Raw genomic sequence first — 25,496 nt, 5'->3', positions numbered from 1 at the left:
ATTTTTTTATATACCGCATTTAAGTCTGATAGCCCAGTAATTTTCTTATCTGATAAAAAAAATCGTTCAATCAATCTCAAATCCTGAGTAACAATTTCAGCGTTCCCCCTTAGCTCCTTATCAAAAGGTAAATTTTTTATTATAAGTTGTTTTCAGTCCTTTAGGAAGGATAACGTCCACATAATAAGAATAATTTCCTTTGTCATCAGCATTTGGAATTAAAGAAACATGAAGGACCTTCCCTTCCACAATGCCATATTCCTGAAAACGATAGTTATCAAGCTTAATCAATACTTTTTGGTTTACATTTACTTTCCCTGAATTAACGGAAGGAATAGACATTCTCCCCACTAATGCCTGTTTATCATCAGGTAAAACAGATAATATGGCCTCTCCGGTTTTTACAAACTGATTTTCTCCAAAAAATTTCTGAAAGCTTACGATCCCATCCGTAGATGAAGTGATTAAATAGCTCTGCTCCCATTTTCGTAAGGATTTTCTTAATTGTTCAAATAGCTGCAATGTTTGCGAAGAATAATTAATCTTATCTTTTTCTGTATTGATGGACGTTCCGCTTTTGGCCTTATTAGAATTAGAGATTCCTTCTTCTGTTTGGGATAAAGAAATATTAATATTCTGCAGATTCTGTTGAGCCTGTAAAAACTTTATTTTTTCATTTTCAAGTTCCATTGCTGAAATTACTCCCTGATTAAATAGGTCCTGAAATCGTCCATAGTTCTTTTTAGCCAGTTCATACTTCGAAAGCTCAAGGCTTTTCTGCTGTTTAAGGGTATTTATTCTTTTTCTGTATTCAGCAATATTCTGATCAGCAGCAATATTCTCTGGTTGATACGGTTGCAATTTTATAAATAATTTTTCATCCTGAAGAGCTTTTGCGAAACTATTATAATCCCCCTGCAATTCACCCAATTTAAAATGAGAGGTTTCATTGATAGGAAAAGAATTCATACTAGTAGCAGTATAAGAGTCAATTATTTCCTGTAATTTCAATATATCCTGATAGTTCGCCGCGGATTGCAAAACCATTAGTTTTTGTCCTTTTTGCACCTTTTGATGATCTTTAACAAAAATTTTTTCAATTTTGGTATTTTCCCTAGCCTCCAGCTTTTCTGGTGGATTCTGAGATGTTACAATAATGGGTGCCGGTACAAACTCGGGATACTTAATGAGATAACTCATTGCTAAAATAAGCAGCAGGATAATAAATATAACTGTATTTCCCCAGCGGATCATCCAATGTGGTGGCTGCGAAAGAACATCCTGAACATTTTCAGAACGGAGTTCCAGATCATCTAATATATCTTTTTTAGTTTCCAAGTTCCAATTGATTTTTTACAAGTCGGTAGTATTCGCCTTTCAAGGCCACTAATTGTGCATGATTACCCTCTTCCACCACTTCTCCATGATCCAGGACAACAATTTTGTCCGCATGTTTTACCGTAGATAATCTATGAGCAATGACAATCGCTGTTTTTCCTTTAAAGAACTGTTCCAGATTTTCCATGATTACTTTTTCATTGTTGGCATCAAGAGCAGATGTTGCCTCATCAAATAAAATGACTTCCGGAGATTTATATACAGCTCTTGCAATAAACATTCTCTGTTTTTGCCCTCCGCTTACTCCTATTCCTTCATTCCCTATTTTTGTATTATAACTTAAAGGTAAACTTTCAATAAAATCTTTAATATTAGCAATTTCTACTGCTTTTCGTAATTTGGTTTTATCCACATAATCTTCCCCCACAGCAATATTATTGGCCACCGTATCATTAAATACATACCCTTCCTGCATTACTACACCACAATGATTTCTCCACGCACGTGGTGAAATATTTTTCAGATTGGTATTCCCTATTTTAATTTCACCTTCGTTAGGATCATAAAACTTCATTAAGAGCTTTAGAAGTGTAGTTTTACCACTTCCGCTGGCTCCTACAATCGCAGTTGTCTTGTGATAAGGAATTGATAGATTTAAATCTTCGAATATATAAGAGTCAGATCCTACATATCTAAATGACAGATTCTGAATTTCAATATCTTTTTGGGGAATTTCGGAGATATAATCCTCATCTTTTTTCTCTTCATCCTCTTTATCATGGATTTCACCTAATCGTTCAAGTGATATTTTAGCATCCTGAGTTTGTTTAATAAAGTCGATCAGTTGCAGCAATGGTGCGTTAAGCTGGCCAATAATATACTGTACAGATAGCATCATTCCCAAAGTCAGATTACCGCTAAGTACCAGTTTTGCAGAAAGAAAACTTACAACAATATCCTTTATCTGATTAATAAAATTTCCTCCCACAGATTGCCATTGTTCCAATGATAGAGACTTTATCCGGATTTTAAATAATTTTATCTGTAAGAATTCCCAATCCCAGCGTTTTTGCTTTTCAGCATTATGCATTTTAATTTCCTGCATTCCATTGATAAGCTCGATCACTTTGCTCTGCTCTTCAGAAACCTGCGAAAATCTTTTATAATCGAGCTCTTTTCTTTTCTTTAAAAAAAAAGGTAATCCACCCAATATAAAGAACTGAACCGATGATATAAACAAGAAATAAACGATAATCGTAAAATAAAAGGACGATACTGAAAATTACAAGATTAACCAAAGAAAACAAGGTGTTAAGCGAAGAATTCGTCAGCAGCTGTTCTATTCTGTGATGGTCTTCTATCCTCTGCATAATATCTCCGGTCATTCTTGTATCAAAAAAAACTGATAGGAAGTTTCATGAGCTTGATAAAGAAATCAGAAATAATGGAAATATTAATTCGTGCTGAAAGATGAAGTAAAATCCAGCTCCGGATCATCTCTATCCCCATCTTTCCTATAAAAAGCATAACCTGGGCAAGCAGGACCAAATAGATAAAATGAATATCCTGATTTTGAATTCCTACATCCACAATACTTTGAGTAAGAAAAGGAAAAATCAGAGATAGTAAACTTCCTGCCAAGAGCCCTAATGCAAGCTGTATCACAAGCAACCTGTATTTTAATAAATACCTGGACAGGAAAGAAAAACTGGCTTTGCTTTCTTTCTCATCAAATTCTGATTGAAAAAATTCGGGTGTCGTTTCTAAGATGAGGGCAATTCCTTCTTTTGTTTCTTCATTGGCATTTTCACCAATCCACGATTTGATAAATTCTTCCTTCGTATAATTAATCAGTCCATAGCTGGGATCTGAAATATAAATCCGATCTGTCTTTTTATCTATTTTATAGACAACTACAAAATGTTCATTCTCCCAGTGGACAATACATGGCAATGGAGCTTCTTCGATCAGAATATTGAAATTTATCTGAACTCCAATAGATCGAAAACCTATCTTTTCTGAGGCTTCACTTAAACCCAGCAGAGAACTTCCTTCACGATTCGTTTCTGAAAGATTACGGATCTTTTGTAAAGGTATATTTTTACCATAAAATTTTGAAATGATTCGAAGACAGGTAGGTCCACAGTCTTTGGCTCCCGGTTGACGATAAAAGGGAAAAGTTTTTCTAAGCTTCATATCTTTCTCAGCCTCTGCATTCCGTAATATTCAACAGCTCCTTGTTTCAATGGATTTTGGCTCCATTCCTCCCATTCCCCCGAATAGGGATTGTATCCACATTTTAATGGTTTTGAGATATCCAGTCCTTCATCATTAAAATGGCTACGTTCTGTATATGCTCTGCAGTCTGTACAAATGTACCTGAATTCACAATCTTTACAGATCGTTACTTGATCTTTTGTAAGATTCCAGTATTTTTTTAAAAGAAGCCTTACCCAGCGCTTGTTTTAAGGTGGTATCTTCAATACATCCAAAGGATTCTGGCATAGAAGGACAATTCTTAATATTTCCTGTCACATCAATACTTATTTTTTTTGCCAAGCAAGTATTAAAATTATTTGCCTCTTTAACATGATACTTATTAATGAAAAAACCGTTTGTTGATATTATCCCGCAGGATTTACAATCAGCTATATCATCCTGAACTTCAATGAAAATCCGCCCTTGACTTAAACTTAATACTCCTGTATTCTCACTTTTAAAAAGAATAAGTTTATTTATTCTCAGGTTTTCATGAAATAATTTTTCCAGTTTCTGGAAATGGTTATGAGTCTTTTTAATGATAATTTCGACATTCTGAATGAAACTTTTTGTTTCATTCAAATAATCAACTACTTTATAAATTTCATCAGAATAATCGAAATATCTTAGTTGGACATATTTGCAGTTAAGATCGTCCAGTTGCTGCAATATATGAACAACATTATATGTAGAATGGTTATTATAATCTATAATACAATTGTCTATTGAAAATACAGATTCTGTTTTTTTTAATGAAATTCTTGGAAAATGATCTATATTTTCCGCCTTTATTACATAATTGTCTGCTTGTAAAAGGGATAACAAATTTTCATCCATCAGCTCTACCCCCATATTATACAATTGGTGTACAGTATCATAATGGCTATTATCTAAAAAAGAAACTTCGGAATTGACGATATCAATTAAAGCTGTTCTGGTAAATCCTTTACAGGGTATTACATCAGCTCTTAAAAAGTATTTCATTACAGATCTATTATTTGAGAGATATTTTTATGATAGTTTAATGGAAGCACAGACTGGTTTCCATATTTTTTTCACAGTAATTTTTTTTTTGTTTAATGAGTATTTTTTTCTGTTTCCTCATTATTTTTTAGAGTTTGATACTTTTTTAACTGTTGCAAAGAGCAGACTTTTCTCTTTCATAAATAAATTCAAATATTTTGTTGTAAACATCAAAGTCCCCTAGAACCTCGATGATATCATATTGGCCATGAGGGTTAATTTCTAAAAAATAATAGTTATTGGAATCATCAATAAGCAGATCTATAGAACCAAACGTAAGCCCCAATTCCCTCATAAGTACTATGATTTTTGATTGAATAGATGTATCCAGAACAAACGGCATATCAACATCAGAGCTTTTCAGATGTCTGGCTACAGAAAAGATACCCCCATCAATATATACACTGCGAACCTCAATTATATAGTCAACAAGCACTTGTGATGTAGAAGGGAATAAAACCTCCTGGAAGTAATCCATACTTTTATCGCTCAGAACAATACTTTCGTGTTGAAAATATTCACCCTTTTGAGTTGTCCCCGATAAAAAATCATTGACACGTTTTGCTACAAAGGTTTTCTGAGCCCTCTCAGAGAAATATTTTTCAATATCTCTTTTATGAGTTGTAATAATTGAATCAGGTATCCTAAACCCTATTTTTTTTGCTATTTCATTTGTTTTCAGCTTATTTTCATTATCGTATGGAATAGATAAATGAGGTATTTTTTGTAATATAAAAGCGATAAATTCATTTATTTTGCGCCATTCTGAATTTAAGAACAATAACACTTCTTCTTTGCTGAATTCTTTAAAATCAGAATCATCAAAGTCCATGCATAAATTAAGGTTGGAGGATGAAGAGAATATACAACTGATTGAATCTAAAAAAATCCTTTTTTCATTTATAATCAAAACGGTAGGACTTTCGTGATTCTGTTCTATTGAAATAGAATAAATCTTTGTGGGATCTATAACTTCAAAACAAATATGGTGAGCTATAAATAAATCAAAAAGTTTGTAATTGGTAAAATTATTTTCAGGATTAAAGATTAGAACCATCTGTGTTTAGCTTTTTACGGCAGATGATTTTAATCTAGTTCTAAATCATCGCCAATCATACATATTTTTTCCCGCCTTTCTTTCAGTTTATCCGGATCAATAACAGCTGGATAAATTTCTTTGCGGTCATTACTTTTATAAATTCCATAAAATTGTTTGGAAATAATACCCGGTAGTTGTTGTTTCGAGTTTCCTAACAGGTCTTTCGGATTTTTTTTTAAGAGCCTCTTTTAATGACTCATCCGTAGTCTTTTTTGATATAATAATAATCATAGATTCTTGCAAAATGGTATGGACTAAGCTCCTGATTCTTTATAGCCTCTTTTAAGTAAGGCATTAAAGTTTCAATTTGATTCTGATTAAAGTGAAGCAATGCTTGTGTAAAATCATAAGATATATCCACGTGATATATATTTAGGTCCTGACCACTTACCGAAATTCCGGGCCATTTTTTTACCTGATTAATAATACCAATAAGCTTAGTATAATTCTTATTATTGATTTCTTCTCTTTTCTTATTACTCGTGAGTACAGATTGCGATTTTTTTATCATCATCATGTATTTCATTAAGCAGCTTTGCAATGGCATTGTCCTTATTATAAGGAATAATATTTTTCAGCTTTTCTTTGATCCCGTTCTTACTAATGCAGGAAGGTACTTCATTCAGAATAGTATTAATATTCAATCCGTTTTTCAGCAGCATTTCAGAAACAGCTACAAAATGATCTTCTCTACAATTTTTCGCATACACTTTCAATGAAAAAAAGAGATCAACAGACAATGGTTTGCTGTTTGTTGACAACGCCTTCTGAATTAAAGAATCCAAAAGTACAAAGTCTGTTGATCCTTGATGATATTTAAGTTTAGCGCTGTTGAAATTCCCATAGTAAGGAGAACATGTAAAATCATCAGAAGTATTTTTTTGAGAATACAGCAACCCTACACTAAGGGTACAGAAAAATAAGATTATTTTTTTTCATTTCAACAGCTATTTTTTAGCACTCTTGTACCTTTATCTTACGAAGAGAACCGTCATTATTATCAATATAAGTAATAGAAAGGCAAGTACCATCATCAGCAGTGCCTTGTACTACAGTTTTAGATCTGGCTCCCACTACTTTAGACATTGCCAGTGAATTTAATTGATTTTGCTTTAATTTTTCCATAATTAATGTTTTTTTAATTTCCGTTGCTTTCTACGTATCTAATTTTTTTGAACAATGGTACCATTATTTCTGTCAATGGTAGTAACTTCTGCACACATTGGTCCTCCCATATCAAGCATCTGAACACTTTTTGATCTCGAACCATGAACCTGAGCATATTGATTTTTAGTTAACTCATGTCCTTTGAACTTTTCTAATCTGTTTGTCATTTCTGAATTTATTAGTTTAATACATATTCTTGTCATATAAGCCCTGACATGGGATTGCTGATCAGCAGTTTTTATATTTACTTTTTGTACTGTACACATACAAAAACATAAATTTTGTGTTTTTACCTGGAACAAAGATGCAGCAAGGTGAATGACTATACAAACGAATACTTTATAGATTCATGAAATTATATTTATAAATCCATGAATCCATAAAAACAAACAAATGAAAATCAGCTGATTAAAATATCAATTAGCTAATTTTTCAATTTCTTTAAGATAAATAGAAAGCGGAGTTCCGGTCCTTCTTTTGAAAGCCATCGTAAATGCCTGTTCATTATTATACCCTAACTCTTCTGCGATAAAAGGTATTTTATATGAGCGAAATTTTCGATCTGTTGCCAATCTGCTGATCGCATAATCAATGCGAAGATCATTGAGATAAGCAGCAAAATTTTTCTCTTTGTACGTATTAATAACCTCTGATAAATATTTAGAATTCGTCTTTAGTTTCTTTGCAAGACTGCTCAAAGTAATCCCTTTGGTTAAAAACTGCTCTTTACGTTCGAATGTGTCAAGCTCTTTTAATATGGTCTGAACAATATCTTCAGAAATAGTCTTACTGGTTTTCTCTTCCGTGATTGCTATATTTTGTGGTAAAAGATCATCCGGTAATTCCTCTTTTTTTATCTCAGTCTCACTTTCAAGCTTATGTTCATGCACAGACTGAATCAGATCCTGAGCAATTTTTTCTGTATTTTTTATCAGCATTTTTTATACTTAAAATAAAAATTGATAAACAATAAAAGAACTACTATCAGAAAACCCAGAGCAATATAAAAGAACGTTCTTTTCTTTTTTAAGCTCATCTGTAATGAGCTCTTTTTCCTGAAGTAGTTTAGGCGTGTCATATCGTCTTGGTAGCTCCCTGGATATATATCTGAATTGAGAATCCAATATATGATCAACCTTTAAAAACCTCTCAACAAAATATAATTGCTTCTCTTTATCTTTTGCCTCCTTATAATAATCAATGAGGTAGGTATAGACTTCTCTAAGTTCAGGAAAAACATAATTTGTTTTAAGAACCAAAGAGTCAATTTTAGTGAAATTTTCTATTGCTTTAGCTTTATTCTCTAACCCTGCATAAGCCTTTCCCAGATTTAAGAGCGTATAATTTTGATTTCTCTTACTTTGATCCTTCGTTGCAAAAAAATAATTTTTACACTGTAACAGGTCTTCTACTGCAATATTATATTTCTTTAACTTTAAATTATAAAATCCAAGTAGCCCAAGATTTTGATGATACCTGTAAATATCTTTATTTTTTTTAGAAGAAATCAGACCGTCCTGTATTAATGCATAGGCAGAATCCATATTATTAATTTCTATATAGGCATCTGCTAAATTTAATTTAAGATGTTCACGCTCACCTTCATCAAGATAATCAACATTGTACAAATAATGTTTAAGAGTTTTGGCTGTTTCTGTATGCTTTCCGATAAAATTATTTAAATAGGCAATACTAATCTCTGCAATGGCAATCTGTCTTTTTATTTTCTTTTGCTTTTGCATATTTTAACCCGAGCACATAATTATTTAGTGCTGCCTGAAGGTTATCAGCCTTAAAATATAAGTTTCCTCTTAATAAGTAAGTTCTGGCAGGGTAATAATTTTCCCTGGAATTTTTTTGTGATAGCCTGTAAGCTATCAAGATACTTTAATGCGTTCGGAAAAGTTTCATCATAATGTGACATTACATACCCTTCCGCAATTTGAGTATTATTTTTTTCAGCTTTAGCTTTTTTTAAGATAGTATTTTGCTATACTTATTTTACTGTTAACATCTCCTGTTCTACCATCATAGAATTCATTTTCCAATTCCTCATAGGTGTAATTTTTTGAAATACCTTTTTCGATATCCTCAATATTCTTTGTTTGTGCATATAAGAAATTGCATACAATGCTAAATAGGAGAAACAATTTTATTTTCAACATTTTGCCCCACATTTTTTTACAAAAATATTGTTTATTTACTAAAAAAATAAGGTATAGGTAAAAATAAAATATTTTAAATACAACATATTGAAATTAAGTACTTTAAATCAAGAAAACTATCGGTAAATTCATGAATTCATTAATATGTTTCTTATAAAATCGAGATAATATTATTTTCTTTGTGAACTAATTTAAATTATTTCGAAAATGAAAAATAAAAATTTCCCTGAAAAAAAATTATCTTTGAAAAAGTTACAAATGGCAAAAATTCATAATCTTCACAAAATACACGGTGGCCATGGTAGACAAAATCTGGATGGCTGTGCAAATGGTGACGATGGAAGTCTTGGCATTGATGACGGAATAGGTCAACCAAGACCTAAAACTAAATAGTCTTTACATGCAATATAAAATATTTATTACTATTTTTTCGAGTGTATTTTTAGGTGCCCAATCCAACAATTTATTTCAGCCAGTTCCTGTTACAGATAATCATTTTGGTATAAAAATAATTGATGATTACAGAAACTTAGAAAATCTACAAGACCCTAAAGTAATAAGCTGGATGAAATCTCAATCTGATTTCACCATCTCTGTATTAAACGCAATACCTAATAGAAACTATTATTTAAATAAAAGGTTAGAGTTTGATAAAAGAGAAGGCTATACTTTATCCGACCTAAAAATAACCGGAAATAATAAATATTTTTATTTGAAAAGAAATGTCGGAGAGAAAACGGCAAAAGTCTACTATAGAAATGGATTTGCCGGAAAGGAAATTCTGATTTTTGATCCGGCAAATTTTACTTCCTCCCAAAAAATGACAGATGCTTCTAAAAAAGACTTTGTTATTAACCTTGTAAGTCCAAGCTGGGATGGAAACAAAGTAGCTATTTCATTGACTCAGGGAGGAAAAGAACTGTCGGAGGTCATTGTAATGAATGTAGATAAAAAAAGTATCTATCCGCAAACTATTATCAATACCAACCCTGCCAATATTGGTGGTATTAAATGGTTGGATGACAATAATGGCTTTTTTTATGTTTATTATCCGGTTGTTGACTTACAATCACCGGATTTCAGAAAAAATACGCAGGCTATCCTTTATAAGATAGGAGAAGACCCTAAAGTACTGCATGATGTATTTTCAAGCACCAACAATCCCGATTTAAACATCAGTAAAACCGAATATCCTGCTATATTAACTTTCAATCCGGAAGATCAGTATTATATAGGAATCCTTGTGGATGCAGAAAAGTTCAGAAAGGCATTTTATATTGAAAAAAAGGACCTGTTACAGCACAAAAAGGATTGGAAGTTGCTGTATGATAAAGATAGTAAGGCATTTACAATAAGAGTATCAGGAAATGATATTTACTTTTTTATCAGGATATAATTCTCCTAATTACAAATTGTGTAAAACCAATTTTACCAATAGAAACTTTAAGGAACCTGAAGTATTGGTTCCTGAAAAAAAGGATGAGGTTATCAATCAGTACGTCCTTACAAAAGATGGCATTTATTATGTGACCACAAAAAACGGGGTAGAAGCTAAATTATATTTATATCGAAATGGTAAAGAGGTTCCAATCCAATTACCCTATGTATCTGGGAGTATAGATTTGCAATCAAAAGGAAAGGATTTCTCTGATGTATGGATAAGCTGTTCAGGATGGGCAAATGACGAGCAACGATTTAAGTATGATTTATCTACCAGAACCTTTACACAAGAAAACCTTCTGCCAATTATAGAATTCCCGGAATTTAAAGACATCATTGTAGAAGAGCTTTCCATAAAATCTTATGATGGAACAGAAGTACCACTTTCTTTAATCTACAATAAAAACAGTAAACGAGACGGACAAAATCCATTACTTATGGACTGTTATGGTGCATTTGGAGAGTCTGCAATACCTTTCTTTGCAAAAAGCTATCTGTTGTGGGTAAACCAGGGAGGTATCGTCGCTGTTCCACATGTAAGAGGAGGAGGAGAAAAAGGGGCTCAATGGCATATAGACGGCAAAAAAAATAAAAAACCTAATACCTGGAAAGATTTGATTGCCAGTGCTGAATATTTAATTGACAGGAAGTTTACCTCACCAGAAAAAATTGCTATCTGGGGAGCCAGTGCCGGGGGAATTGCCATAGGAAGGGCAATAACGGAAAGACCTGAATTATTTAAAGCAGCAGTAATAGAATCGGGAGTACTGAATACAACCCGATTTGAGAATAATGGTATTCAGGCAACCAGTATCAAAGAATATGGCAATCCAAATGATTCAATAGAGTTTAAGGGATTATTAGAAATGGATTCTTATCAGCATATTAAAAAAGGGAAAAAATACCCTGCTACGTTAGTTTGCGCCGGAATGAATGATCCGAGAGTTTCTCCATGGCAGTCTACTAAGTTTGCAGCTAAGTTGTTAGCTGACAATGTCTCCAAAAATCCTATCCTTTTAAACATTGATTATGAAGGAGGTCATGGTGGTGATATTCCTGTAGCTCAAAGATATTCTAATTTATCAGATATCTTCGCATTTATGTTTTGGCAGCTAGGTCATCCGGATTATCAACCTAAAAAAAATCCAGCAAAATAGATGTCCCGTTTTCCTTATCAGTTTTTTGATGAGTATGTTTTCCGTACTCCATTGTTTTCACGAAAAGACTTTCAGGAAATAACAGGTAAGGATGAGATCTTAAATACCGAATTAAAAACAATCTACTCTGATCCTATTTTTCAGGAAGCAATCTATCTGGCCTCACCTTATCTCCATGGGGAACTTAATAAATGGCTCAGCTCAGAAAAAGAATTGTTACTCCATAAAAATCAAAAGCTTAAAAACAGCTTATTAAAATACTATAGCAGGATGAGCACCCGCTCAATTCCTTTTGGCTTATTTACTGAAGTTGGACTAGGGAAATTTGGATCTTCAGGTTCTTTCTTAAAAAAAGATGAACTTATCAGCAACAATCTTATTAGGGATACTAAACTGGATATGCATTTCCTGTTTAGTTTATCGGGGCATTTCGTTAAAACACCTAAAATAAGAAATCGTTTGCTGTTTTACCCCCAATAACAGCATCTATAAAATCAGAAACAGAATCCGGTATGTGGAATATGAATACACCAATGGAAAGAGGGACTATATTATTTCTTCGGCTCACCTTTCTGAAGAGTTACAGAGTATATTGTGCTTTTCAAAATCGGGTAAGACCATAAAGCAAATTTCAGAAATCCTGGTCAATGAAGAAATCACGGAAAAAGAAGCAAGGGACTTTATTGAAGAACTTATAGACCACCAGATTCTGGTAAGTGAACTGGAACCTGTTGTTTCAGGCCATGACTTTTTGGATCATATTATCAGTATCTTGAACCGAATAGAAGCAACTGATGAAGCAGCAACTCTCATTTCTATAAAAAATAACCTGACTAAAGCAGACCGAAAAATCGGAAATTCCTTTTCTTTATATTCTGAAATTGAAAAATCCATACGATCATTCAACGCCGAATACGATCAAAAATATCTGTTTCAAACCGACCTCTACTTTAAAGATAGATTCTCTTTAGCATCATATTGGAAAAAACAATTAAAAGAAGCAATCAGCTTTTTAAATAAAATCTCTTTATATCAACAGGATACTTATCTGGAAAGGTTTAAGAATGCCTTCCACAAAAGATTTGAAAAACAAGAAGTTTCTTTAGCTTATGTTCTAGATACCGAAATAGGAATTGGCTACAGACAAGATATTCCCGCCAAAGGATTACATCCTTATCTTGAAGATATAGAACCTTTTTTAGCTCAGGAAAAAAATAATCTCAAGATTGAACTTAATCCGTTTCAGCAGATTTTAAATAAAAAAAATTCAGGAAGCTTTATTAGACAATGCGCATAAAATAGAATTATGCCATGATGATCTTGAAGATTTTAAAGAAAGCTGGGATGATCTTCCAGATACCATCTCTTTTGTAGCTGAAATTATTTCAGAAAACAATCAGGAAAAACTTTTTTTAAATGGCGGACTTGGAAGCAGTGCTGCCAATCTTTTAGCCAGATTTTGCTCAGAAAAGTCGGAAGTACAAAACTTAACAAAAAAAAATTACAAAAAAAGAAGAAAAGCTCAATACAGACTATATATTAGCTGAAGTTATTCATTTACCGGAAGCAAGAATAGGAAATGTAATCAGAAGACCTACACTACGCCGATATGAAATCCCTTTTCTCGCACAGTCTGTTTTACCTGAAGAAAATCAGATCCCTTTGGAGGATTTATACATCTCTTTACTAAATGATAAAATTATTTTAAGGTCTAAAAAGCTCAACAAAGAAGTTAAGCCTTATTTAACAAACTCTCACAATTACTCCTCTAACCCTTTACCTGCCTATCATTTTTTATGTGATCTGCATTCCCAAAACATAAGATCAAATCTTTATTTTGACTGGGGAGATCTGAAAAAAATATATCAATTTTTTACCACGCGTTGAATATAAAAATATAGTCCTCTCAAAAGCATCCTGGAAAATTACAGAAAAAGAGATGGCTCAATCTTCTATATTCAAACATTATGAAGCAGAAAATAAGGAAAAGTTATTATCGGAAATAAGAAACTGGAGACGTAAAAGACAAATCCCGCAATGGATACAATGGGTACAATCTGATAATAAACTTACCATTAATCTTGAAAATTACGATCTGGTAAAAATCTTTATCGATACGATTAAAAAAACTGAACACAATAGTCATTGAAGAGTTTCTCTATAATGAAAATAATGATTTTATGCATCAGTTTATTTTTTCAATGTATAATGACCGAAATATAAGAACAGAAAATCATGATAGAGAGAAAATTCGCTCCCGGAGATAAATGGTTATATCTTAAAATTTATACAGGAGTAAAAACGGCTGATATCATTCTGGAAGAAGTGATACAGCCTTTAACAGAATATTTTCGTCAACAACAGTCTATTTCAAAATGGTTTTTCGTTCGGTACAATGACCCTAACCCTCACCTAAGGATAAGATTTGAAATCAACAACAATGAGGTGTTTGATAAAACCAAGACAGCATTACAGCAGTATGTAGACAGTGGGGAAATCTCAAATATTTTAATAGACTCTTATCAGAGAGAAATAGAGAGATATGGACAAAATACCATTGAGGATGTAGAAACATTATTCTGCATTAATAGTGAATTTACATTAGAGTGCCTCTCGTATAACGATGAAGAAAAAATTATGATCACGATGTTCTATATTGATCAAATCTTCAATAAAATTCATTTCTCTGTACAGGAAAAATTGTCCTGGATTAAGGATTTCAATATTCATTTCAAAAAAGAATTCAGAGCAGATAAACATCTTAATTCACAATTAGATAAAAAATACAGGAATTTTAAACCCATATTTTTAGATTTTATTCAGTCAGAAGATTTTTCAGAAGAAAGAAATACAATTATTTCTTATATTGAAGAATCCGCTCATGCTTTGCAGCACATCATCCATCACAATGAAAATCAATCGCTAAATATACCTTTAAAGAATTTATTTCAAAGTATATTTCATATGAATATCAACAGAATGTTTATTTCAAATCAAAGATTGTTTGAGATGATAATATATGATTATTTATTTAGATATTATAAATCGCTGGCATTTTCATCCGTGGATGATAAAACTTCCGCATAAAATAATACTGACAATATTACAAAAATGCAGCATAACCTGATTGTTATACTGCATTTAAATCACTTATCTAAGTATTGTACTTTTTTCAGAAAATTACCTTCTTATTCTATCCCTTACTCTTCATTTAAGGTATAATTCTATGGCTCTATATACTTTTTCTGAATTTTGAAAAATCCGTTTTGATCTGCACTCAACATATTGCTTTTATCACTTTAAGAAAGAATAGATTTACTTATTCTTAGGTTTCATCATTTCTGATGTATGGAAATAGTTATTAGTTTTTAAGTGATAATTTCAAATTTTAGTTTTGTCTTATTCAATCATCATATGAATATTTCCACAGACCTTTCTAATGGTTTCAATTTTTTCTCCTTTACTCGATTATGATTTTTAATGATCAATACATTTTATACCTAACTTTTTTAAATAATTGCTTTCATATTTTTCTTTTTTGCTGAACATTAATTACTTCCTCTTCTTAGTATAGTCCACCTACAACAAGATGATAAATTTTTGTGTTTCTACCTTGAAGCAAAGATGCAGTAAGAAGAAGACATCTGCAAATGAATGTTCTATAGATTCATAAATTTATAGATGTATATTTTTCACTCAACAAAACACAAAATATTAATAATAAACACATTATATAATTATACATTTAAATTTTCAATTGATATCAAAGTAAGAAAATCAGCATCATTAAAGCAGTATTCCCCCTCAGTTATTCCAATTTATTTAAAGAAAATCGGTTTTTTCCATTATTTTTGTTTCCTTAATATTCTATCCGTGATGACAGCGTGGGACATCATATTCTCACAGGATAATTCCTTTTACTATAAAATGGGATTGTTAAAAAAAAGAACTGAAGAAAAAATTTTACAATATTATATAGTAATGATTGTGTCATTTTAAACAACAATATTTTGTTTAAAAGTAAGCAATAATACTCTTTTTTGTTCCGATATATAACGAGAAGATTTCCTAAGCTATTTTAAGCACCAGGTCAAAAAAATTCAAAACCATTGAATGAATTCGGAAACCGGAAAAAGAAGGTGCTCTTTAATTAATAAGGATATATACAGATTGAAGAACTAAGTCAAAAGTTAGCAGAGCAAGAAGACAATTATTCGTCTTTTTTAGATGGAACCAGGAATACGTCCATCAGGCCTTCCGGCAGCTGCATTTTAATGAATCGTTCTTCCCTGTTGACTTCCAGAATCCAGTCTTTGATCAATGGAATAACAATTTCCCTGCCTTCAAATCCCAGAATGAAATAATTTTGAGCAGTTTGATCGTTTACAGATCGGATAACACCACAGTCATTATTATTTTCATCAAGGATATTATACCCTATAATCTCGTGGTAGTAGAATTGTTTTCCTGAAAGTTTAGGCAATGTAGAGAGAGGTAGGTAAACGCTTTTACCTAAAACCTGGTCTACCATTGCTTCAGAGGAATTTTTGAATGCAATATTCAGAGCATCTAGTTTGCTCCATGATGATCTTTCAATAAAAAATGGAACCAATAATCCGTTGATTTCAACGAATATTGATTCCAGTTTATTGTAAAGCTCGGGTTGGTCGGTATCCAGTTTAAGGATCACATTACCCGCAAGTCCATGTCTGCGTGTGATTTTACCTAAAAAATAGCAATCTTCTTTACGCATAACAAGGTTTTGTTCTTAAGCTTCAGTGTTTTCTTCAGTTTCAGCAGCAGGAGCTTCTCCTTCTGTAGCTTCAGTAACTTCTTCAGCAGGTGCATTTGCAGCTTCTTCAGCAGCTTTAGCATCAGCTTCAGCTTGTGCAGCTGCAGCAATTCTGGCTTCGTTTACTTTTGCTTCAGCTTCTAAAGCAGCTTTTTTTAGCATCAGCCTGTGCTTTAGATAATCCTTCTACTTTACCTTGTACTTTAGCATCTTTAGCTTCTACCCAAGCATTGAATCTTTTTTCAGCTTCAGCTTCGTCAAAAGCTCCTTTAGCTACACCACCTTGTAAGTGTTTTTTGTAAAGGGCACCTTTGTAAGAAAGGATAGCTCTAGCAGTATCAGTAGGCTGAGCACCGTTGTTTAACCACTTCACAGCAGAATCAACGTTCAATTCGATAGTTGCCGGGTTAGTAATTGGGTTGTAAGTTCCTAGTTTTTCGATGAATCTACCATCTCTTCTAGCTCTTGAATCTGCAACCACGATGTGGAAAAAAGGTTTTCCTTTTTTACCGTGTCTTTGTAATCTGATTTTTACTGACATAATGTTTGAATTTTACGGGAACTCGTCCCAGTTAAATATTTAAGAGTGCAAAGATAATAAAAAAGTTTGAAGTAAAAAGCTTCAGGTAAAAAGTTTTATATATTCAAATTATTTTTCCCAGAAGCCGGGAACCTGCTTTCGCTACTCGCTTTTTTCTTTTGCAAAGAAAAAGAGCTCAGACAGGCCGCTCAATCAGGGCTATTAAACCAGATTTCCCATATAAAAAAGTCCCAGACATTTCTGATTTTCTTCTATCGTTAAAGAATCTTTCAGATGACTGACGATTCCCGGAGAGCTCCAGTAACATCCGATATTATTGGCTGTACAAGTAAGATACATATTCTGTACCGCCATGGAAGTCGCTGCAATTTCTTCCCATTCCGGAACCATTCCGCTAAAATTAACAACAATAGACACAACAACATTAGCCTTATTAATTTTAAAGCCTATATCGTTATATTTTTTTTCCAGAAAAAGTTGTTCGGGTTGAGTAGATTTATAGATGGCCTGCATTTCCAAAGCCAGCTGAGCTTTTTCTTCTCCCTTGAATATTTTAAAACGCCATGGTTTTGTACGTTTATGATTGGGAGCTAATGTGGCTGAATGTAAAATTTCATCAATGACTTCCTGGGAAATTTCTGCGTCTGTATAATCTTTTGGAAAAATACTTCTTCGTTGCTCTATGATTTCTTTTAAAACGTCTGCTTTGTTCATAGATGCAAAATTAAAAAAAAGCGGTATGAAAAGTGAAAACCGGTAAGCAAAAACTGAAATTAACAGACCTTCTGCTCATCCTGCTGCATTATAGCTTTCTCACGCCATATTATAACACCTCTACAATTTCCTGGTGAATATTATTTAAGGTGAAAGCAGCCCCTGGTTTCATGCCCATCATCTTTTTCGCCATAGGACTCTCCGGAGATATTGCATAGAATCTGTCACCTTCAAAGAAAAATTCTCCTAACGAAACTGAAATATAGAACCGGGCCTTATTGGTGATCACCAGGGAACCCAGCTGAACCCTGTCTGTAGCAGTGTTTAAAACTTTTGCCATGTTCCTTTTAAGGTCATTCAGTGCACCCAGTTGCCGCTGCATCTGATAAATTTCCTCCTGCATTTCTTCTCTCATGCTATCATATTTCGGAGTCTTTTTAATATCACGGCTCGCTTCCAGAGTGAATTCAATAAAATTTTTTAAGTTTTTCAATTTTTTTCAGCGATCGTCATTTTTTACAAAATTCCTGATATCGCTTTTTTCAAATACAATCTTCTCCATACAATCGATTCTTTATATAAAGATAATATTTTTTTGAAATAATATCTATAATTTTTTACTTTTTTATAAAACAATCAATTTTTTTATGCAAAAACAAAAAGAATATCCGTATTTGTCCATAAAAAAAAGCCTTGCAAAATAACAAGGCTTCTATTTTTATTTTTCTGTCAGTTTCTTAAGTTCTTCTAATCCCTGGCCAAACATTTTATCCATATTACTGTCCATCATCGGCTTCATCGGTTTCATCATGGTGGTTAATTCATTATCAATCATCCAGGTCACTTTTGTTCCGTTCCCGTCCGGGGTTAATACAATATTGCTTTTCGCCTTTCCGTCAAAAGGTTTGATAAAGTGAAGCTGTGTACCCAATTTTTCATTGGGCACAATTTCGGTAACAGATTGCTCTCCCTCACTACCCTCTCCTTTCCAATGGTAAGAATCACCTACTTTATCTCCTTCTCCCGAATAAGTAACAGAAAAGTTTTTGATCTCCTTCGAAAATGGGTCCCAGCTATTGTATGCCTTTAAAGAACCTACATGCTGCCATACTTTTTCTTTTGGAGCATTAATGACAACAGATTTCTCATAATGATAATCTTTGCTGAAGAATAGTATGGCAATTACAGCGTATACTACAACCAGCAGGATAATGATACCGATAATTTTCAAGAATGTTTTCATAGTTTATCTATTTAAAATTATTACTCGTAATGACGATGTCTCCAATCTGTTTCCAAAATTAAATATTCACTCTGCATACTCTCTTTCCATATGACAAGATTAATTAAAGGTAAGGCATTTTTGTCACATCAGGATATTCAGGCATTATTTTTGAGCTTTGCAGTTCTGATTCACGATGAATCCTTACATTTACTCTAAATAAAATTTGAAAAAAATGAATATTTTAATTGAAAAATTTAATACTCCATACCACGCAGCTCCTTTTACCCATATTAAAAACGAAGATTATCTTCCTGCTTTCAAGGAATTAATTCAACAATCAGAAGAAGAAATCAATGCTATTGTTAATAATCCGGAAGCCCCTACTTTTCAAAACGTCATTGAAGCATTAGCCTATTCGGGTGAGCAGCTGGACGTGGTTTCCAATATTTTTTTCAATTTAAATTCGGCTGAAACCAGCGATGAAATTCAGCAGATTGCACAGGAGGTTTCTCCTATCCTGACAGAGCACTCCTCAAAAATTTCCCAGAACGAAGCCCTTTTCAACAAAATCAAAAAAGTATATGATGAAAGGGAGAAATATAACCTTAATGAGGAGCAAAAAATGCTTCTGGATGAAACGTATAAAGGTTTTGTGAGAAGCGGGGCATTATTGAATGAAGAAGACAAGGAAAAATTAAAGAAAATCAACATGGATCTTTCTTTAAAATCTTTACAATTCGGACAGAATGTGCTGGCTTCAACCAATGCTTATTTCAAACATATCACCCGTAAGGAAGATCTGGCAGGGATTCCGGAAGCGATTATTGATCAGTACGCTGAAGAAGCCAAAGAAAGAAACCTGGATGGATGGGTTATTACCCTGCAATATCCGAGCTACCTCCCTTTCATGACCTATGCTGAAAACCGTGAATTAAGGAAAGAACTGGCATTAGCCAATGGTAAAAAATCTTTTGATGGCGGAGAATATGACAACCAAAGCCTCATCAAAGAACTTCTTGATTTAAAACAGCAAAAAGCAGAGCTGTTAGGATATACCAATTATGCAGATTTCGTTCTTGAAGAAAGAATGGCAAAATCCCCGGCAAAAGTTTTTGATTTTTTAAATGAGCTTTTAACCAAAGCAAAGCCATATGCTGATAAAGAAATTGAAGAATTAAAATCTTTAGCCAAAGCTGACGGAATTGAAGACATGCAAAGCTATGACCATGCCTACTATGCTGAAAAGCTCCGTAAACAGAAATTTGACCTTAACGATGAGGAACTGAAACCTTATTTCCCGCTAAACCAGGTTCAGGATGCCGTTTTTGGACTGGCAGGGAAACTGTTCGGACTGACTTTTGAAGAAAGAACAGATATTCCTAAATACCACGAGGATGTAAAAGTCTATGAAGTGAAAGAAAACGGAACTTACAAATCGCTCCTGTATGTTGATTATTTTCCCAGAAAAGGAAAGAGAGCTGGCGCATGGATGACCAGCTATAAAAATCAGTACAAACAGAACGGTGAAAATTCACGTCCGCATATTTCTATTGTTTGCAACTTCAGCAAACCGACAAAAGATACTCCAAGCTTGCTGACTTTCCAGGAAGTTACCACATTGTTCCATGAGTTCGGGCATGCACTTCACGGAATGATGGCAGATACTCAATATCCAACCCTTTCCGGAACTTCTGTGAAATGGGATTTCGTGGAACTTCCTTCCCAGTTCCTGGAAAACTTCTGCTACGAACCTGAATTCTTAAAAACATTTGCAAAACATTATAAGACGGGAGAAGTTCTTCCCGACGAAAAAATTGAAAAAATAGAACAGTCTAAGAATTTCATGGAAGGATATCAGACCTTAAGACAGTTGGGTTTTGGCCTTCTGGATATGAACTACCATACGAAAGTAGCAGAATTAGAAAATGAGAGTATAAAAGAGTTCGAGGATAAGTACACCAAAGCCACCACCCTTTATCCCATCAACCCTGAAACTGCCATGAGCCCGAGTTTCTCCCATATTTTCCAGGGCGGATATTCTGCAGGATATTATTCCTATAAATGGGCTGAGGTTTTAGATGCTGATGCATTCCAGTATTTTAAAGAAAATGGCATTTTTAATCCTGAGATTGCTGCAAAATATAAAGTACTGCTTTCTTCAGGAGGAACCAAAGATCCTATGAAACTCTATAAAAGCTTCAGAGGAAGTGAACCGAAAGTGGAAAGCTTATTGAAAAGAGCCTTTGGGTAAAATACTTCCTGTAATGATTATACAAGAACTTAATACATTAGAAGCAGTTTTTTAACGAGTCGTTAAAAACTGCTCTTCGCAATATTCCTTCCGAAAATATTGATACTATTTTAGATAACAGGGATGATGCCGGATTTTCAGACTTGTGGATGAAAGCTTATCAAGCTGTTGAAGACCGGATAATGGACCTTAAAACTGAAGATAAGATCAGTGAGATCCGAAAGGAAATATTTGTTTTAACTTTCAAAATAACAGGTTCATCAGATTTGCCGGCTTATATTTCTGATGACATAGGGCTGATATGTGCCTATTATGTTCATCATATGGACAACAGCTGGGTCACCGATTTGTTGTTCACTTACCTTAATGGCCAGATTCCGCAAGGAGAGCTGATGAAAACCGACAAGACAATGAAAGACCTGATCAGGCAATTCAGATATCACTGAAAATCAGTATATTTATATTTTAAAATAATAAAGTATGTTACTAGCCATTTTACTTCCGTTCCTGTCTTTTATGGTTCGTGGAAAAATCATCACAGGAATTATTTGCCTGATTTTACAGATCACATTGATCGGGTGGCTTCCGGCTGCTATCTGGGCTGTCTTATCATTGAATAATGCAAGAGCAGACAAAAGAACTAACAGGTTAATTAAAGCGATGCAGGAAAATCAAAAGTAAATATGCTTACTCCTGATACGATAATCTTTAATTTTTAAAGAGTTTATCTGCTAATTAAAAACAACAGATTTACTGTATTATGAAAGAAAATAAATACGATGATCCTTCTTTTTTTGATCAATATGAAAAAATGCTCCGGTCACAGCTGGGTCTGGAAGGTGCCGGAGAATGGCATACTTTGAGAACTATGCTGCCGGATTTTAAAGGAAAGAAAGTTCTTGATCTCGGCTGCGGCTTTGGTTGGCATTGCCGCTATGCCATAGAAAATAGAGCTACATCTGTTATCGGAATTGATCTGTCAGAAAAAATGCTGGCCAAAGCAAAAGATATCAATCAGCTTGAAGGTATTCAATATGAAAGAATGGCCCTGGAGGATGTTACTTATCCAAGCAATAGCTTTGACCTGGTTTTGAGTTCACTAACGCTTCATTATATAGAGTCCTTTGAAACGATTGCAGGAAATATTTATCAATGGCTGACTGCCGGCGGACATCTTGTGTTTTCAGTAGAGCATCCCGTGTTTACAGCTGAAGGTGGGCAGGACTGGGTTTATGACAAAGACGGACAGAAAACATGCTGGCCCGTTGACCGCTATTTTCTTGAAGGGAAAAGAAACACCACATTCCTGGGTGAAAATGTAATCAAATACCACAGAACGCTGACTTCTTATTTAAATACCTTATTAAAACATGGTTTCAGAATCAAAGAAATTGTCGAACCTCAACCAGGTCCGGAAATGCTGAAGGAAATTCCTGAGATGAAAGAAGAACTCCGACGCCCGATGATGTTAATTATCTCTGCCGAAAAATAACTTTTATTGAAATACAGATGTACTTCCCCTATACTATAGTGACAAGGGTCTCATTATAAAAATTCTCAACATCAAACTTCTTTATTTCAGCAACGTACGGATGGTCTGCAAATGGTAAGGTTTCTGTGAGGGTATCTGCTTTAATAGTAATCGTAATATTTTAATAATAAATATTCTTCGTTATTATTAACAATACAAACTACTATATTGTATAACATAGTAATTAAAATAAATTATATCTTTGCATAACAAAGTATAAATATGATTTTAAAAAAAACTGATCACCGCCCTTATTGTACTTCCATTTTTTATAAATACAATGGATGCACAGCAACTTGCCAAAAGCTATGAAAAGAAAATAGACAGCCTGATCCTGACTGAATTTGGAAATAAAAATGAACCCGGAGGTGTTTTTATGATTACCAGAAAAGGTAAAAGTATTTACAAAAAGGCCTTTGGAAAAGCAAATCTGGAACTTGATACTGATATGACCCCGGACCAGGTTTTTCAGATAGGTTCCATGACCAAACAGTTTACAGCTGTGGCTATTTTAATGCTGGAACAACAGGGGAAACTGAATGTGAATGATCCTGTTTCAAAATATAGTAAAGATTATCCCAATGGTGACAAAATTACGATTCATCATTTGCTTACCCATACTTCAGGAATAAAGGATTTTACCAAAATGAAAGCACTTTCTTCCATTGCTCAAAAAGAAATGAAACCTGAAGCGATGGTAGATTTTTTCAAAAATGAGCCTGTTGATTTTGCTCCGGGTGAAAAGTTTGATTACAACAATTCGGGATACGTGTTGCTCGGTTATATTATAGAGCTCGTTTCCGGGGATACCTATGAGAATTTCATTCAAAAAAATATTTTTGACAAGGCAGGAATGACTCATTCATATTATGCTTCTGACAGAAAGGTTATTCCTAAAAGAGCCTATGGTTACCATAAAAAAGAACAGGGATTTGTCAATAGGACAGTTATCAGTTTCAGTATTCCTTATGCTTCCGGCTCATTGATGTCTACAGTGGATGATCTTTGGAAATGGCAACAGGCTTTAAATCAGAATCTCCTGCTCAACCCTGTGGAAACCCAAAAAGCCTTTCAGAAATATAGACTGAACAACGGTGAAGAGTTTACCTATGGATACGGATGGCATCTGAAAGAAATGGATGGAGCTCCGGACCGTGAACATGGCGGAAGTGTTTTCGGATTCAAAAGTATGGGCGTTTATATTCCCGGAGAAGATATTTACGTTATAGGACTCAGTAACTGTGATTGCCACTCTCCTACTGAAATCACCAGAAATATTGCCAGAATAACGCTGAATGAATTTAAAATCCAGTAAAAAGCCTTAAGAAATAACTGTTTTTATCCCAAACACAGCGCTTATTTCAAGTTTTTCTTTTAGGCAATACATTATCCGGAACTCTGAGAACGGCAACGATTACAAAAAGCAGGCAGAGCACATTAATTAATACAGCAATGGAAAAGGCATGATGATAATTTCCGGTTAAAGGCTGATCTCCGAGAGAATAATAAAAGAGGCCTCCTACGGCTACAATACCAATGATGGCTGCAATCTGCTGGAAGGTATTGTAAACGCCTGATGCATTTCCTGTCAGTTTTTCAGACATCCCGGATAACGCAATATTGGCCAGTGAAGGAATAACAGTACCTATTCCCAATCCATGTAAGAATAAAAGCAGGCAAAACATATAGAAGCCGGTTGATACCCTGAAAAGAAACACCTGAAGAACAAGAACAGCAATAATGACTATAAGCCCTGCTATCAGAGCATTTTTTCCATATTTTAAAATCAGCTGTACTGAAAATACTGATGCCAGTATAAATCCCAGCCCCTGAAAAACAATTATCTCACCAGCCATTAACGGACTGATCTTTAATCCATCCTGAAAAAATACGGACAGAATATAAAAATAAGAATCCAGCATAATGAAAAAGAAAGAAACAGCGATGATGCCCAGATTGAAATTTTTAAGACTGAAGAGTTCAAAATCAATCAGATAGGATCTGTCTTTTTTCATCTTATTTTTTTGTTCTTTCACAAAGTATATTAATATTCCCGCTGAAACAGTCATCATTATTCCATTTTGAAGATCCATTCCCTTCTCCTCAGAAGCTGTCAACGCATACGTTATAAGGAAAAGTCCTGCTGAAAGTACAAGAACACCCCAAATATCAAAGGACTTTTTGTTCCTCACCGTGGATTCTTCCAACTGCCTGAAACTGCAGAAAACGGCAATCAGACAAATAGGAATATTGATAAGGAAAATAAGTCTCCATGGTTCTTCCCAACCTTTTAGTGAAGAAAAATATCCACCCAGAAATTGTCCCAGGATCGTTCCAATCCCAATCGTAATTCCATACCAGCCCATGGCTTTTGTTCTCTCTTCATGATCCGGAAATAAAACCTGGATGATCGACAAAACCTGCGGTGCCATTATTGCAGCACTGATTCCCTGTACAAATCTTGAAACAACAAGCAGAACAGCTCCGGATGAAAGTCCGCATGCTAACGAGCTAAGCATAAAAAAAAAGCATTCCGGTGATAAATATTTTTTTGCGCCCGTACACATCCCCCAATCTTCCGCCGGTGATCAGAAAAGAAGCAAAACCAATCAGGTAAGAGGTAATCATCATCTGCATTTCTCCGTTGGAAGCGTGAAGGTCCCTCTGAATGGAGGGAATGGAAACATTAAGGATAAAGATATCCATTATCGTAAGCAACTGGCCGGACAGCACCACGAACAGTTTCAGTAATTTAGAATTCATTTCTATATAGATATATCTATTTTTTAATTTT

Annotated in this window: 30 protein-coding genes and 2 pseudogenes; 14 read left to right on the top strand and 18 right to left on the bottom strand. The window is 33.9% G+C overall.

Going from position 1 to position 25,496, the window contains the following annotated elements; translation table 11 throughout:
- Positions 1–120: 120 nt before the first annotated feature.
- The 11 genes and pseudogenes from HX13_RS03545 to HX13_RS03500 all read right to left on the bottom strand — a co-directional run bounded on the left by HX13_RS03545 (position 121) and on the right by HX13_RS03500 (position 9,051).
- Entirely contained in the window at positions 121–1,338 is a 1,218-nt protein-coding gene (locus tag HX13_RS03545) for an HlyD family secretion protein (protein WP_238555011.1), read from the bottom strand.
- Positions 1,328–3,534, bottom strand: a pseudogene (locus tag HX13_RS03540) (peptidase domain-containing ABC transporter). The gene HX13_RS03545 and the pseudogene HX13_RS03540 overlap by 11 nt, the downstream one beginning before the upstream one ends.
- A gap of 198 nt (positions 3,535–3,732) precedes the next feature.
- Positions 3,733–4,581: a hypothetical protein gene (locus HX13_RS03535; RefSeq protein WP_050019930.1), complete on the bottom strand. Its 849-nt coding sequence runs from the start codon at positions 4,579–4,581 to the stop codon at positions 3,733–3,735.
- Positions 4,582–4,726: 145 nt separating this feature from the next.
- Positions 4,727–5,677, bottom strand: a complete 951-nt coding sequence (locus HX13_RS03530) for a hypothetical protein (RefSeq protein ID WP_050019929.1) — start codon at positions 5,675–5,677, stop codon at positions 4,727–4,729.
- A 238-nt stretch (positions 5,678–5,915) separates the two neighbouring features.
- The gene (locus tag HX13_RS03525; protein ID WP_128572177.1) at positions 5,916–6,236 is read right to left on the bottom strand and encodes a hypothetical protein; all 321 of its coding nucleotides are present in this window, start codon (positions 6,234–6,236) and stop codon (positions 5,916–5,918) included.
- The gene (locus tag HX13_RS03520) at positions 6,196–6,504 is read right to left on the bottom strand and encodes a hypothetical protein (RefSeq protein WP_128572176.1); all 309 of its coding nucleotides are present in this window, start codon (positions 6,502–6,504) and stop codon (positions 6,196–6,198) included. The genes HX13_RS03525 and HX13_RS03520 overlap by 41 nt, the downstream gene beginning before the upstream one ends.
- Before the next feature lie 169 nt (positions 6,505–6,673).
- Complete coding sequence (locus HX13_RS22390) at positions 6,674–6,844, bottom strand: hypothetical protein (protein WP_157837402.1); 171 nt, start codon at positions 6,842–6,844, stop codon at positions 6,674–6,676.
- A gap of 38 nt (positions 6,845–6,882) precedes the next feature.
- On the bottom strand, positions 6,883–7,053 hold the full coding sequence (locus HX13_RS22385) for a hypothetical protein (protein ID WP_157837401.1): 171 nt from the start codon (positions 7,051–7,053) through the stop codon (positions 6,883–6,885).
- Positions 7,054–7,302: 249 nt separating this feature from the next.
- Positions 7,303–7,824 (bottom strand): helix-turn-helix domain-containing protein, encoded by a 522-nt coding sequence (locus HX13_RS03510; RefSeq protein ID WP_050019925.1) that lies wholly within the window; start codon positions 7,822–7,824, stop codon positions 7,303–7,305.
- Positions 7,825–7,833: 9 nt separating this feature from the next.
- On the bottom strand, positions 7,834–8,628 hold the full coding sequence (locus HX13_RS03505; RefSeq protein ID WP_050019924.1) for a hypothetical protein: 795 nt from the start codon (positions 8,626–8,628) through the stop codon (positions 7,834–7,836).
- 222 nt (positions 8,629–8,850) lie between these two features.
- The gene (locus HX13_RS03500) at positions 8,851–9,051 is read right to left on the bottom strand and encodes a hypothetical protein (RefSeq protein WP_128572175.1); all 201 of its coding nucleotides are present in this window, start codon (positions 9,049–9,051) and stop codon (positions 8,851–8,853) included.
- A 207-nt stretch (positions 9,052–9,258) separates the two neighbouring features.
- On the opposite strand from HX13_RS03500, the gene HX13_RS03495 reads away from it, so the two are divergent.
- From HX13_RS03495 to HX13_RS03480, 9 genes are all read left to right on the top strand, one after another.
- The gene (locus HX13_RS03495; RefSeq protein WP_050019922.1) at positions 9,259–9,444 is read left to right on the top strand and encodes a hypothetical protein; all 186 of its coding nucleotides are present in this window, start codon (positions 9,259–9,261) and stop codon (positions 9,442–9,444) included.
- A gap of 7 nt (positions 9,445–9,451) precedes the next feature.
- The gene (locus HX13_RS21835; RefSeq protein ID WP_128572174.1) at positions 9,452–10,447 is read left to right on the top strand and encodes a hypothetical protein; all 996 of its coding nucleotides are present in this window, start codon (positions 9,452–9,454) and stop codon (positions 10,445–10,447) included.
- Positions 10,419–11,648 (top strand): prolyl oligopeptidase family serine peptidase, encoded by a 1,230-nt coding sequence (locus HX13_RS21830; protein ID WP_128572173.1) that lies wholly within the window; start codon positions 10,419–10,421, stop codon positions 11,646–11,648. Before HX13_RS21835 ends, HX13_RS21830 begins: the two co-directional genes overlap by 29 nt.
- Positions 11,649–12,128, top strand: a complete 480-nt coding sequence (locus tag HX13_RS23325) for a lantibiotic dehydratase (RefSeq protein WP_238555010.1) — start codon at positions 11,649–11,651, stop codon at positions 12,126–12,128.
- 34 nt (positions 12,129–12,162) lie between these two features.
- Positions 12,163–12,945, top strand: a complete 783-nt coding sequence (locus HX13_RS23320) for a lantibiotic dehydratase (RefSeq protein ID WP_238555009.1) — start codon at positions 12,163–12,165, stop codon at positions 12,943–12,945.
- Positions 12,905–13,195 carry a lantibiotic dehydratase gene (locus HX13_RS23315; RefSeq protein ID WP_316931258.1) on the top strand — a complete coding sequence of 97 codons (291 nt, stop codon included), beginning with the start codon at positions 12,905–12,907 and terminating at the stop codon, positions 13,193–13,195. The genes HX13_RS23320 and HX13_RS23315 overlap by 41 nt, the downstream gene beginning before the upstream one ends.
- Positions 13,149–13,535, top strand: coding sequence for a lantibiotic dehydratase (locus HX13_RS23310; protein WP_316931256.1), 387 nt, complete (start codon positions 13,149–13,151; stop codon positions 13,533–13,535). Before HX13_RS23315 ends, HX13_RS23310 begins: the two co-directional genes overlap by 47 nt.
- Entirely contained in the window at positions 13,513–13,797 is a 285-nt protein-coding gene (locus HX13_RS23305; protein ID WP_316931255.1) for a lantibiotic dehydratase, read from the top strand. The genes HX13_RS23310 and HX13_RS23305 overlap by 23 nt, the downstream gene beginning before the upstream one ends.
- Positions 13,798–13,883: 86 nt before the next feature.
- Positions 13,884–14,735, top strand: coding sequence for a thiopeptide-type bacteriocin biosynthesis protein (locus HX13_RS03480; protein WP_238555008.1), 852 nt, complete (start codon positions 13,884–13,886; stop codon positions 14,733–14,735).
- A gap of 1,123 nt (positions 14,736–15,858) precedes the next feature.
- Here HX13_RS03480 and rimM read toward each other — a convergent pair.
- The 5 genes and pseudogenes from rimM to HX13_RS03450 form a co-directional block, all read right to left on the bottom strand.
- Positions 15,859–16,401, bottom strand: a complete 543-nt coding sequence (gene rimM / locus HX13_RS03470) for a ribosome maturation factor RimM (protein ID WP_050019919.1) — start codon at positions 16,399–16,401, stop codon at positions 15,859–15,861.
- 15 nt (positions 16,402–16,416) lie between these two features.
- Positions 16,417–16,981: pseudogene (locus tag HX13_RS03465) on the bottom strand (30S ribosomal protein S16).
- Positions 16,982–17,182: 201 nt separating this feature from the next.
- On the bottom strand, positions 17,183–17,695 hold the full coding sequence (locus HX13_RS03460) for a nitroreductase (RefSeq protein ID WP_050019918.1): 513 nt from the start codon (positions 17,693–17,695) through the stop codon (positions 17,183–17,185).
- 109 nt (positions 17,696–17,804) lie between these two features.
- A complete protein-coding gene (locus HX13_RS03455; RefSeq protein WP_238555007.1) occupies positions 17,805–18,188 on the bottom strand; it encodes a hypothetical protein in 384 nt (127 codons plus the stop codon).
- 225 nt (positions 18,189–18,413) lie between these two features.
- The gene (locus HX13_RS03450) at positions 18,414–18,938 is read right to left on the bottom strand and encodes an SRPBCC family protein (RefSeq protein WP_050019917.1); all 525 of its coding nucleotides are present in this window, start codon (positions 18,936–18,938) and stop codon (positions 18,414–18,416) included.
- A 214-nt stretch (positions 18,939–19,152) separates the two neighbouring features.
- On the opposite strand from HX13_RS03450, the gene HX13_RS03445 reads away from it, so the two are divergent.
- From HX13_RS03445 to HX13_RS03425, 5 genes are all read left to right on the top strand, one after another.
- Positions 19,153–21,171: a M3 family metallopeptidase gene (locus tag HX13_RS03445; RefSeq protein ID WP_050019916.1), complete on the top strand. Its 2,019-nt coding sequence runs from the start codon at positions 19,153–19,155 to the stop codon at positions 21,169–21,171.
- A gap of 149 nt (positions 21,172–21,320) precedes the next feature.
- The gene (locus tag HX13_RS03440; RefSeq protein ID WP_050019915.1) at positions 21,321–21,617 is read left to right on the top strand and encodes a hypothetical protein; all 297 of its coding nucleotides are present in this window, start codon (positions 21,321–21,323) and stop codon (positions 21,615–21,617) included.
- A gap of 34 nt (positions 21,618–21,651) precedes the next feature.
- The gene (locus HX13_RS03435) at positions 21,652–21,852 is read left to right on the top strand and encodes a YqaE/Pmp3 family membrane protein (protein WP_050019914.1); all 201 of its coding nucleotides are present in this window, start codon (positions 21,652–21,654) and stop codon (positions 21,850–21,852) included.
- A 79-nt stretch (positions 21,853–21,931) separates the two neighbouring features.
- The gene (locus HX13_RS03430; RefSeq protein ID WP_050019913.1) at positions 21,932–22,663 is read left to right on the top strand and encodes a class I SAM-dependent DNA methyltransferase; all 732 of its coding nucleotides are present in this window, start codon (positions 21,932–21,934) and stop codon (positions 22,661–22,663) included.
- Between the two features lie 319 nt (positions 22,664–22,982).
- Positions 22,983–24,017 (top strand): serine hydrolase domain-containing protein, encoded by a 1,035-nt coding sequence (locus HX13_RS03425; protein WP_050019912.1) that lies wholly within the window; start codon positions 22,983–22,985, stop codon positions 24,015–24,017.
- A 46-nt stretch (positions 24,018–24,063) separates the two neighbouring features.
- Here the strand turns inward: HX13_RS03425 and HX13_RS03420 are convergent, their stop codons facing one another.
- Together HX13_RS03420 and HX13_RS25315 are read right to left on the bottom strand one after the other, a co-directional pair.
- Entirely contained in the window at positions 24,064–25,221 is a 1,158-nt protein-coding gene (locus tag HX13_RS03420; protein ID WP_262483481.1) for an MFS transporter, read from the bottom strand.
- Entirely contained in the window at positions 25,214–25,465 is a 252-nt protein-coding gene (locus HX13_RS25315) for an MFS transporter (protein WP_262483480.1), read from the bottom strand. Before HX13_RS25315 ends, HX13_RS03420 begins: the two co-directional genes overlap by 8 nt.
- Positions 25,466–25,496 lie beyond the last annotated feature (31 nt).

It is taken from the genome of Chryseobacterium sp. P1-3, assembly GCF_000738495.1.
Taxonomy (GTDB): domain Bacteria; phylum Bacteroidota; class Bacteroidia; order Flavobacteriales; family Weeksellaceae; genus Chryseobacterium; species Chryseobacterium gallinarum.
Note: the sequence above shows the minus strand (reverse complement) of the source record. Positions and strands in the feature narration are given on the sequence as shown.